The following is an 11,764-nucleotide window of genomic DNA, read 5'->3' as shown; positions in this document are numbered from 1 at the left end:
TCGGTCGCAATCCGCCGCTCAGCGCGGCACCCGGCGGGCCCCGGCGACAGCAGCGGGCAGCTCGGCGATCAGCCGATCTACATCGGCTTGCGTCGTCGTCCAGCCGAGGCTGATGCGAACCCCTTCGCGGGCGGCCCGGTCATCTCGTCCCATGGCCAGCAGCACCTCACTGGGGCCATGGACGCCGGCCCGGCACGCCGAGCCCGTGGAGCACCAGATCTGCTGCTGGTCGAGCAAGAACGTGACATCGTCGGCAGAGGCGCCCGCGAAACCGATATTGATGATCGCAGGAGACGCCGGTCCAGTCCCGTTCAGCCGGGCGCCGGGAATCTGCTGGGCAGCTGCGACGATCTGCGCTTTCAGCCCGGCCAGCCGCTCGCTCTCCTGCGACCGCCCGTCGACCGTCTGGCGCGCGGCCGCTGCGAAGCCCACCGCAAGCACCGTGGGTTGAGTCCCCGAACGGATCCCACCCTCCTGCTTGCCGCCCAGCCCGTAGGGCGGCAGTGAAAGCCCCCGGCGCACCAGCAGGGCTCCGATACCGACCGGACCACCGATCTTGTGTGCCGACACCGACAGCAGGTCGACGTCCAGCTCGGCGAAATTCACCGGGTAGTGACCGAAGGCCTGCACCGCGTCGGTATGGAACCAGCCGCCCGCTCGGTGCGTAACTTCGGCAATGTCGGCCACCGGTTGGACGGTGCCGACCTCGTTGTTCACCAGCATCACGCTGGCCAAGCCGACCAGGCCGGCCGGGTGGCCGGCCAGCAACCGGATCGCGTCATCGATGATCACGTGGCCACCCTCGTCCAACCCGATCTGCTGCACCCGCGGCCCCAGCAGGGCCTGAGCCGACTGGACGGCAGGATGCTCGAACCCGCTGATCACGATTCCGGGACGATCAGCCGCCCAGCGGGTCGCCGACCCCGATACCGCTGCCGCGTCCGCTTCGCTGCCGCCGGAGGTGAAGATCACCTCGTCGGGCCGCGCGCCCAGCAAAGCGGCCAGTTCCTCGCGAGCGTCCTCGAGCAGCGCCCGCGCCGCGCGTCCGGCTCCGTGCAGTGCCGCCGGGTTTCCGACCAGATCTGCGTGGGCGGCGAGCGTATCGCGACTCACCGGACGCAGTGGCGAGGTTGCGGCGTGATCAAGATAGACCGGCTTCGCTGTGAGTCTGTCGCGAATTTCGATCATGAGTGCCTATCATTCAGGTTTAACGCTGTAGCATCTTGCGCCAAGGGTAGTTGACTGACACCCGGACGCACAGAGTGCGGCTGACAACAGTCGGGTGAGGAGTCCAATATGCCGGCTCGAGCCACGGGCTTGCCTGGCGCGCATTTGACTCGCGAGGGTTGCGAGTTCCGCTTGCCCGCGCCGCGCGCGAAGGCCGTCGAGCTGGTATTGCTGGATGCCGACATGCATCAGCGGACCTTCCCCATGTCGGTGCTGGAGGGCAGTTGGTATGCGCGGGTTCTGGACGTGCGGCCCGGGCAGCGCTACGGCTACCGCGTCTACGGTGAATGGAATCCTTCCGCCGGGCTGCGCGACAATCCCGCGAAACTGCTCGTGGACCCGTATGCGCGGGCCATCACCAGCGGCGTCGACTACCGGGGTCCGGTGCGCGATCATGTGCCGGACGCCTCACACGTGATGGACGAACGCGATTCCTTCGCGGCCGTCCCTCTGTCGGTCGTCGTGTCCCATACTCCACCGCCGCTGCCCATCGCCAAACGGCGCCCGCTCAGCCAATCGGTGATCTACGAAGCCCACGTCAAAGGCCTCACCCGGCTTCACCCCGAGGTGCCGGAGCATCTGCGCGGCACCTATGCCGGGATCGCCTATCCGGCCGTGATCGACCACCTGAAGCAGCTAGGTGTCACGGCCATCGAGTTGCTGCCGGTACACCACTTCGTCAGCGAGTCGGCCATTGCCGCGCGCGGCAAGACCAACTACTGGGGTTACTCGACGCTCGGCTTCTTTGCACCGCACGGCGCCTACTGTTCGGTCGGAACCACCGGTGAGCAGGTCGACGAATTCAAGGCGATGGTGTCGGCGCTGCACCAAGCGGGCATCGAGGTCATTCTCGATGTCGTCTACAACCACACCTGCGAGGGCGGTATCGACGGGCCGACGCTGTGCTTCCGCGGTATCGACCATCGTGACTACTACCGGCTGCACGCCGATCTGAGCAGTGACTACGACGTGACCGGGTGCGGCAACTCCCTCGACACCTCCAAGCCCGCCGTGCTGGCGCTGGTGCTCGACTCGATGCGCTACTGGGTCACCGAGATGGGGGTCGACGGATTCAGGTTCGACCTGGCCACCACGCTGGTCCGTGATTCGCACCATCACGTCGACCAGAATCACCCATTCAAACGCGTGATCGCCGACGATCCGGTCTTCGACGATATCAAGATGATCGCCGAGCCCTGGGACATGGGACCGTTCGGCTATCAGGTCGGACGCTTCGGCCGCGGCTGGAGCGAATGGAACGACCGCTATCGCGGCTTCATGCGCGACTACTGGCGCGGCACGGTCGGCGTCCAGGAACTCGCCACCCGGCTGAGCGGCTCTGCCGATCTGTTCGACGGATCCGACCGCCCGCCGTCGGCCAGCATCAACTTCATCACCGCGCACGACGGGTTCACGATGCGCGATCTGGTCAGCTACAACCACAAACACAACAAAGCCAACGGCGAGCACAATCGTGACGGCTCCGACGACAACCGGTCCTGGAACTGTGGGGTGGAGGGCGAGACCGACGATGAGGAGATCAACGCGCTGCGCCACCGCCAGGTGCGCAATCTGATAGCGACTCTGCTGCTGTCGCGCGGGGTCCCGATGATCACGGCCGGCGATGAAATGGGCCGCACCCAGTTGGGCAACAACAATGCCTACTGTCAGGACAACCCCACCAGCTGGATCGATTGGAAGTTGGCCGAGGAGTGGTCCGAACTGACCAAGCTGACCAGCGAACTGACTGAGCTGCGGGCGAACTCGCGACTGTTGAACTACGACGACTACCTGTACCGCAGTGAGATTCTCGACGCGCACGGCCAGTCACTGCAGCGCTACAACCTCGCCTGGATGAACGGCTATTCCGGCGAGATGCAGGCCCACGACTGGCAGGATGATGGGCGCCGGTTGCTCGGCATGTACCTGTCGAGCCGCACCGAGGCCATGCTGATCTGGTTCTACTCCGGGGCGCATCCCATCCAGATCGTCATGCCGGGCGGGCCGTGGGGCTGGGACTACAAGATCGTCTCCTCCACCGCTGATCCTGGTGAGTTGCCCACGATCAGCCTGCTGCCCGGCGACTCGATGGCGCTGCCCGGACGCACCGTCGCGGTCATGAAGGTCAAAGTGCCCTCCGATGCCAAGACGCTGCGCCGGGCCATCGCGTCACTCACTCGGAGTCGCGGCAGCAAGCGCTGAGGCCTACTCCGCGACCGCGGCCAAGCCCATCTCGGCCATGCTCGCCAGCAGTGGGTTGTCAGGCACCACGCGGACGGTGTAGCCGATCAGACCGGCAGCCTTGCTCACATCGGTGAGCGTGAACAGCACGCTCTCGGCCGCGGGGTCGCTTCCGGCGGCCAGTTCGAAGCGGCTGATCTGCACATTGCGCAGCTCATCGGTGGCATCCACCTCACCGCTGACCAGTTCGACCGCCACATCGGCCGGCGCCAGCCCATTGAGCCGGACGGTCGCCTCGATGACGTGACTGGAGCCGACCTCGACGGTCTCCGGCAGCCGGGACTCCACGCGGACGACCTCCACACCGGGCCACGCCGCGCGCACCTTCTGCTTCCAGGCGGCCAACTCCTCTGCGGTGCCATTGTCGGCGACCCGTGCCGCCGATGCCGCCGATGGCGCGTAGTACTCGGTGACATAGTCGCGCACCATCCGGGTAGCCCGCACCTTCGGTCCCAGCCCCGACAGCGTCGAGCGCATCATGGCGACCCAGGCGAGCGGGATGCCGTTGGCGTCGCGGGTGTAGAACATCGGGACGATCTCCCGTTCGATGAGCTCGTAGAGCGCCTCGGCCTCGGCTGCATCCCGTTCGGCCTGATTACCGAGCAGCTCCATCGATGGGATGGCCCAGCCGTATTCGGGGTCATACCATTCGTCCCACCAGCCGTCACGAATCGACAGGTTGAACGCCATGTTCATCGCGGCCTTCATACCCGAGGTGCCGCAGGCTTCCAGCGGGCGCAGCGGATTGTTCAGCCAGACGTCGCAACCCGGGTACAGCGGCTTGGCCAGCGAGATGTCGTAGTCGGGCAGGAAAACGATCTTGCCGCGAACATCTTCCTGATCGGCGAACTGCACCATCTCCTGGATCAGGCCCTTGCCGATGTCGTCGGCCGGGTGCGCCTTGCCGGCGATGACGATCTGAATCGGGGTCTCCGGGTCATTGAGCAGCGCCTTGAGCCGGTCGGGCTGGCTCAGCATCAGCGTCAAACGCTTGTAGGACGCACCACGCCGCGCGAAACCAATGGTCAGCGTGTGCGGGTTGAGCGCTGTGGCCACCCAGTCGGACGTCATCCCGCGCGCCGCGGCACTGGCGGCCAGCCGCTCGCGGGCCATCGAGATCATCTGACCGCGCATCTGGCGCTTCAACGTCCAGATATCGGTGTCATCGACGCGGTCCAGCGCATTCCAGTCCCAGCCGTCCAGGATGCCCTCGGCATCGTCAAGCGGCGACTCGAGGATCTTCTGCAGCTCGGGATGCATCCAGGTGTGCCCATGAACGCCGTTGGTGACCGATCCGATCGGCACCTCACTGACATCGAATCCGGGCCACAACGGCTGGAACATCTGCCGACTGACCTCACCGTGCAATTCGGACACGCCATTGGCTCGCTGGCTCAGCCGCAGCCCCATCACAGCCATATTGAACCGGGACGGATCCCCGCCCGGGAAGTTCTCGGCCCCCAGGCCCAGGATCCGGTCGATCGGCAGCGGAGCGAACGAGGCGAACTGCGAACGCACCTGGTCCATGCCGAAACGGTCGATACCGGCCGGCACCGGGGTGTGAGTGGTGAAGAGCATGCCAGCGCGGACCTGCTCCACCGCCGAATCGAAGGTTTCGTTCTCGTTGATCATCCGCTCGCGGATGCGTTCCAGGCCCATGAAGACCGCGTGGCCTTCGTTGGCGTGGAAGACCGTGGGCAGGGCATGGCCGGTCACCCGACAGAACTCCCGGATCGCACGAACGCCGCCGATGCCCAGCAGCACCTCCTGCGCGAGCCGGTGGTCAGTGCCGCCGCCGTAAAGCTTGTCGGTGATCAGCCGTTCGCGCTCGTTGTTGATCTCCAGGTTGGTGTCCATCAGCACCAGCGGGACGCGTCCCACGCTGGCGACCCACAGCTGCGCATGGACGAGCAGGCCCTGGACGTCGATCTTGATCATCACAGGAGAGCCATCGGCGTCGGTCAGCAAGGTGATCGGCAGTTCGTTCGGGTCCAGCAGCGGGTAACGCTCCTGCTGCCAGCCGGAGGTGTTGAGCGACTGAATGAAGTAGCCGTGGTGGTAGAGCAGGCCGACACCGATCAGCGGCACACCCAGGTCGGAGGCCGCCTTGAGATGATCGCCGGCCAGGATTCCCAGGCCGCCCGAATACTGCGGCAAGACCTTGGAGATACCGAACTCCGCGGAGAAATAGCCGATAGCCTCCGGAGCCTGCGCGTTGTTGGCCGCCCAGGTCTGGTACCAGCGCTCGCCGGTGAGGTACTCGGTCAGGTCGTTGCGGACCAATTCGAGATTACGGACGAAGCGGCGGTCACGCGCAAGCACGTCGAGCCGTTCGGGGCTGACCTGGAAGAGCATCTGGAGCGGATCGCCGCCGGTGCTCATCCAAAGGTCGGGGTCTACTGCACGGAAGACCTCTTGAGTGTCGGGATGCCAGCTCCAGCGCAGATTACGCGCAAGGTCCCCGAGGGGCCGCAGCGCCTCCGGGAGCACGGGCTGGACTATGAATCGTCGAATCGCACGCACAAGCTCAGGCTAGTGGAGTCATCTGTGGCATGCCGAGACGTCCCAGATTCAATAAAAACTGCTGGTCTTGCCCCATCTACTCGCTAGCCAGGCGACGGACCGCTAGCGTTGCACACGTGAGTGACCTCGACAACGTATGCCCCTCGCCCACGACCCGATTTGACCAATTCAAGTTCGGGCGTTTACCGATCGGGAAGGTAGCCCCGGTCATCGAACACGGCGCCTACCCGGCCAAGGCGGTCGAAGGCGAACAGTTCCCGATTTCCGCACGCATCTATCGCGAGGGCCATGACAAGGTCGGCGCCACCGTGGTGCTGACGGCCCCCGACGGTCAGCAATCGCACGTCGACATGGTTCAGATCTGGCCGGAGGGCCTGGACATCTGGCAGGCCTGGGTGCGTCTGGATACCACCGGGGACTGGACCTTCCGCATCGAGGCCTGGGCCGACGACTGGCACACCTGGCATCACAACGCAGACATCAAGCTCGCCGCCGGCATGGATCTCGAACTGGTCTGTGCCGAAGGTCACGATCTGTTCGTGGACGCGCTCAGCCGCGCGCGGTCGGCAGGCGCCGACGCCGAGGCCGTCGTCATCGAGGCTGCCGATGCCGGCCTCAAGCCGAGCAGGCCGTTCGCCGAGTTGCACCGGGTCGCGATGGCCACCGATCTGGACGCTGCCATGACGCGCTTCGGCCGTCGCCGGCTGACGACCCCGACGGTCGACTACCCCATCCAGGTCGACCGCAAACGGGCCTTGTACGCCAGTTGGTACGAGTTCTTCCCGCGTTCCCAGGGTGCGACCCGCGATCCGCAGACCGGGCAATGGCGATCCGGCACGTTCAACGACTGCTACCCGATGCTCGAGCACATCGCCGAGATGGGCTTCGACGTGGCCTATGTCCCCCCGATCCATCCGGTCGGCCGTCAGTTCCGCAAGGGCCCCAACAACTCCCTGGTGGCGGGTCCGGATGATCCGGGATCCCCCTGGGCGGTCGGCGGTCCGGAAGGCGGCCATGACGCGATCCATCCGGACCTGGGCACCATCGAGGACTTCGACGCATTCGTGGCGAAGGCCCATTCCCTCGGGCTGGAGGTAGCTCTCGACTTCGCGCTGCAGGCCTCCCCCGACCATCCCTGGGTCACCGAGCATCCGGAATGGTTCACCACGCGACTGGACGGCACGATCGCCTACGCCGAGAACCCGCCGAAGAAGTACCAGGACATTTATCCCATCAACTTCGACAACGACCCCGATGGCATGTACCACGAGGCGCTGCGACTGATCGAGTACTGGGTCGATCACGGAGTGACGATCTTCCGTGTGGACAACCCGCACACCAAACCACTGGAATTCTGGGACTGGCTGACCACGCAGGTGCACCAGACGCATCCTGAGGTGATCTTCCTCGCCGAGGCGTTCAGTCGCCCCGAGGTCATGCAGACCCTGGGCAAAGCCGGCTTCCACATGAGCTACACATACTTCACCTGGCGCTTCACGAAGCAGGACCTCGGCGCCTATCTGATGGAACTGGCTACCGAGACCGCCGACTTCATGCGTCCGAACTTCTTCGTCAACACCCCCGACATCAACCCGCTGTCGGTGCGTTCGGGCGCGCCCGCCGCCTTTGCGATCCGAATGATCCTGGCGTCCATGATGAGTCCGCTGTGGGGCATCTACCAGGGCTTCGAGCAGTTCGAATTCGAGCCCCTGAAGCCCGGCGGGGAAGAGTACCTGAACTCCGAGAAGTACGAGTATCGCCCGCGCGATTTCAATGCCAAGCCGAACCTCAATGAATTGATGCGCCGGCTGAACGAAATCCGTCGTGAGCACCCGGCGCTGCAGCAACTCCGCCGCACTACCGTGCTCAAGACGACTTCAGACGAGATCTTCGCCTTTGCAAAGAATGACGGTGACGACACCGTTATCGTAGTTTGCAGCCTTAACCCTCATGAGACGGTGAGCGGCGAAGTAACTGTGGACCTCAAGGACCTCGGCATCGCAGCCGAGACCTTCGATGTCCATGACGAACTGACCGGAGCAGACTTCGTCTGGGGAACCCGCAACTTCGTTCTCCTGGACCCCGCCCGTCCGGCCCACATTCTCACCGTCCGCGCGCATCACTGAAAGCAGGAAGACATGCACGACAAGTTCGGCAATCTGACCGGTTGGGATCTCGAAGGTTTTCACAGCGGTGGCGACACCGAAGCCTGGCGCAGACTCGGCAGCCATGTGGTCACAGTGCACGATGACGAGCGCGGCGACCTTACGGGCACCCGCTTCGCCGTCTGGGCGCCCAACGCCCGGCGCGTCCAGGTGATGGGCGACTTCAACTGGTGGCAGGGCGACGACATGGAGTTCGTCCCCGGCACCGGGGTCTGGGCGACCTGGAAGGAAGGCGTCGGAGTCGGAACGCAGTACAAGTACAAGATCCAGCACGGCGACGGTTCCTGGCAGGAGAAGGTGGACCCCTACGCCCGCTTCGCCGACACTCCTCCGGGCAATGCATCCATCGTCTGGGAGTCCGACTACGAGTGGGGCGCCAGCGAGCAGGAATGGCTCGACAAGCGCTCGCAGACCAACGTCTATGAATCCCAGATGAGCATCTACGAGTTGCATCTGGGTAGCTGGCGCAAGGGCCTGACCTATCTCGAGCTCGCCGAGCAGCTGCCCGCCTACGTCAAGTGGCAGGGTTACACCCACGTCGAGTTCATGCCCGTGATGTCGCATCCGTTCACCGGCAGCTGGGGCTACCAGGTCACCGGCTACTTCGCGCCTGATGCCCGGCTGGGCACCCCGGACGACTTCCGCGTCCTAGTGGAGGCGCTGCACGCCGAGGGCATCGGGGTCATCCTCGACTGGGTGCCCGGTCACTTCCCCAAGGACGACTGGGCCCTCGGCCGCTTCGACGGCACCGCACTCTACGAGCATGCCGACCCGCGTCAGGGCGAGCAGCCCGACTGGGGAACCTACGTCTTCAATTTCGGGCGCAACGAGGTCAAGTGTTTCCTGGTCTCCAACGCCTTGTACTGGGTGCAGCAGTTCCACGCGGATGCGCTGCGGGTGGACGCGGTGGCGTCCATGCTCTACCTCGACTACTCGCGTGCGGAGGGCGAGTGGGTGCCCAACAAGTACGGCGGCCGCGAGAATCTCGACGCGATCGACCTGCTGCGCTATGTGAACAAGCATCTGTACGCGCGCACCCCCGGTGTGGTCATGATCGCCGAGGAATCGACGAGCTTCGGTGGGGTCACCAAACCCACGAACTGGGGCGGTCTGGGCTTCGGTTTCAAGTGGAACATGGGCTGGATGAACGACTCGCTGCGCTATCTGAGCCTCGATCCGATCTACCGGCAGTACCACCACAATGACATGACGTTCGCAATGGTCTACGCCTACTCCGAGAACTTCATCCTGCCGATCAGCCATGACGAGGTCGTGCACGGCAAGGGATCGATGCTCAACAAGATCCCGCAGGACGACTGGCGCAAGTTCGCCACGCTGCGCACCTTCTACTCGTTCATGTGGAGCTTCCCCGGCAAGCAGCTGCTGTTCATGGGTCAGGAGTTCGCCGAACGGGCGGAATGGAACGAGCAGGAGGGCCTGGAGTGGTGGGTCGACTCGCTGCCGGGTCACAACGGCGTGCGTCAGCTCATCCGGACCATGAACGAGCTGCAGGCGATTCATCCGGCCTTGCACCAGTTGGATTGCGAGCCCGAAGGCTTCCGCTGGATGAACGCCAACGATGCCGCTCACAACACCTACAGCTATGTGCGGCTGGACCGTGACGGCGAGATCATCGCCTGCCTCGCGAACTTCTCGTCGGAGCCCTACCCGGAGTACTCGGTCTTCTTGCCGAAGGCAGGTGCCTGGCGCCAGATCCTCAGCACCGATGCCGTCGAGTTTGATGGCACCGGCCTCTACGAGAACGTCGAGCCGGTCATCGCGGTGCCGTCGGAGACCGACGATCCGGACGCTTGGGCGAGCGCGACGGTGTCGGTGCCACCGATGGGCGGCGTGTGGCTGCGCTATGAAGGCTGAGGCCTGACCCGTTGGATGACGCGTTCGAGATCAAGCTGACCGTCAACGACGGCATCGGCATCCTCGAGTGGGCGGGCCAGACTGATCAGGCGACCTTGGATCGCGGGGTCAGCCTGGCCGCCGACGACGCATTGATCGGACGCGGGGTCGACCGCCTGGAAGTGCAGATACCGGCCGATGATCAGATGGCCATGCGCGCGCTGCATCGTGCGCGTTTTCGTCGCGAGGGACGCCGTCGCAAGGCGGTGCGCGGGCCCGATGGTAGCTGGCGCGATGTGCTGGTCTACGCCAGGCTGGCCATCGATCAGGTCTACGGGCCGGACGGCTTCAGCGGCGTGATGAACACGGTGCTGCCCACTCACCGCATCATCGGGCATGTGCTGTTCCGCGATGAGGCCGGGCGCATCCTGCTGGTCGAAACCACCTACAAGGACGATTGGGAGCTGCCCGGCGGCGTCGTGGAGCCGAATGAACCACCCCGGGTGGGTGCCGAACGCGAGGTGCTCGAAGAGCTCGGGATTCATGTGCGGCTCAACCAGCCCCTGGTCGTCGACTGGATGCCGCCCTATCTCGGCTGGGACGACGCCGTCGAGTTCATCTTCGACGGCGGAGTGCTGGACCAGGCGACCATCGCCCGGATGCAGCTGCCCGAGACCGAGATCCGCGCCTTTCGTTGGGTCTTCGAGGACGAGATGGACGCACACATCTATTCGTTGTCGGCCCGGCGGCTGCACCGGCTGCTGGCCGGGCCGACAACTATCTACACCGAGGACGGCCGGGAACTCGACTAGCAGGGATCAGAAGAGCGCCATCGACAGCGCCCGGCGGGCCTTCGTAACGGCTGGATCGGCCGGATCGGCGGTCTCGAACAGCTCCACCAAACGGACGCGTACCTGCTCGCGCTCGTCGCCCGAGGTGCGGCGCACCAGATTCACCAGCCGCGTGAACGCCTGCTCGGCATGGCCGGTGACCAGCTCCAGATCGGCGGCGGCCAGTTGCAGGTCGATATCGTCAGGAGCCGCGTCCGCCTTCGCGATGGCAGCCGGGTCCACTTCGGCAGTGCGCAGTAACAACGACGCCTGGGCGCGTCCGGCCTGTGCCTCACTGTCGCGGGGATTGGCCTTCAGCAGCTTGTCGAACTCCTGGACGGCCTTCGCGAAATCACCGGCCTGCAGGGCCTCGTCGGCGGCCGCGAAGCGCGGGTCGACGGCCGGCTCACCATTGGTCTGTTCGGGTGCGGGGGCGGCCGCCTGCGGCTGAGCACGTCCGGTGAGTCCGTTGGCGACGGCGATCTGGGCGACCTGGTCGAGCAACGCCTTGATGTCGGCCTTGTCGCGGGTGCCCTGGAACAGCGGGGCCAGCTGGCCACCGATCAGCGCGACCGCTGTCGGCACGGCCTGCACACCAAGGGCCTGCGCGATGCGCGCCTGGGCGGCAACGTCGACCACGCCCAGCACCATGCGTCCGCCAAGACCATTGACGAGCTCGGCAAGATCTGTGGCTACTTGCTGACTGGACCGGTCGCCGCCCGAGACGAAGACCAGGATCACCGGGTACTGCATCGACTGCTGCGCCACCTGTTCGAAGACCGCCTCGGTCACCTCGAGCACGTAGCTTCCGCCGGCACTGGCGGGCGGCTGAGTGGCCGCGGAGGCAGTCAGGGAGGACAGGTCAATGGCTCCGGGACGCGAAAAACTCTGATCAGCGTTCATGGGCCTATTCTTCCACCGTCG

The 11,764-nt window shown here is 65.0% G+C and carries 7 protein-coding genes; 4 read left to right on the top strand and 3 right to left on the bottom strand.

Annotation, left to right across the window (positions count from 1 at the left end; genetic code table 11):
• Positions 1-18: 18 nt before the first annotated feature.
• The gene (locus QUE25_RS14140) at positions 19-1,188 is read right to left on the bottom strand and encodes a cysteine desulfurase family protein (protein WP_286266111.1); all 1,170 of its coding nucleotides are present in this window, start codon (positions 1,186-1,188) and stop codon (positions 19-21) included.
• Positions 1,189-1,296: 108 nt separating this feature from the next.
• On the opposite strand from QUE25_RS14140, the gene glgX reads away from it, so the two are divergent.
• Positions 1,297-3,429 (top strand): glycogen debranching protein GlgX, encoded by a 2,133-nt coding sequence (gene glgX / locus QUE25_RS14135; protein ID WP_286266109.1) that lies wholly within the window; start codon positions 1,297-1,299, stop codon positions 3,427-3,429.
• Between the two features lie 3 nt (positions 3,430-3,432).
• On the opposite strand, the gene glgP is transcribed toward glgX, so the two are convergent.
• Entirely contained in the window at positions 3,433-5,958 is a 2,526-nt protein-coding gene (gene glgP / locus QUE25_RS14130; RefSeq protein ID WP_286266106.1) for an alpha-glucan family phosphorylase, read from the bottom strand.
• 149 nt (positions 5,959-6,107) lie between these two features.
• Between glgP and QUE25_RS14125 the strand changes: the two genes are divergently transcribed.
• The 3 genes from QUE25_RS14125 to QUE25_RS14115 are packed head-to-tail and all read left to right on the top strand — an operon-like array spanning position 6,108 to position 10,822.
• Complete coding sequence (locus QUE25_RS14125; protein ID WP_286266104.1) at positions 6,108-8,117, top strand: alpha-1,4-glucan--maltose-1-phosphate maltosyltransferase; 2,010 nt, start codon at positions 6,108-6,110, stop codon at positions 8,115-8,117.
• Between the two features lie 12 nt (positions 8,118-8,129).
• Complete coding sequence (gene glgB, locus QUE25_RS14120) at positions 8,130-10,031, top strand: 1,4-alpha-glucan branching protein GlgB (protein WP_286266103.1); 1,902 nt, start codon at positions 8,130-8,132, stop codon at positions 10,029-10,031.
• 11 nt (positions 10,032-10,042) lie between these two features.
• Positions 10,043-10,822, top strand: coding sequence for an NUDIX domain-containing protein (locus QUE25_RS14115; protein ID WP_286266101.1), 780 nt, complete (start codon positions 10,043-10,045; stop codon positions 10,820-10,822).
• Positions 10,823-10,828: 6 nt separating this feature from the next.
• On the opposite strand, the gene QUE25_RS14110 is transcribed toward QUE25_RS14115, so the two are convergent.
• Entirely contained in the window at positions 10,829-11,743 is a 915-nt protein-coding gene (locus QUE25_RS14110; RefSeq protein ID WP_286266099.1) for a co-chaperone YbbN, read from the bottom strand.
• Between the last annotated feature and the right edge of the window lie 21 nt (positions 11,744-11,764).

This window comes from Brooklawnia propionicigenes (genome assembly GCF_030297015.1).
GTDB classification, from domain to species: Bacteria; Actinomycetota; Actinomycetes; order Propionibacteriales; family Propionibacteriaceae; genus Brooklawnia; species Brooklawnia propionicigenes.
This window is presented reverse-complemented; position numbering and strand designations above follow the sequence as displayed.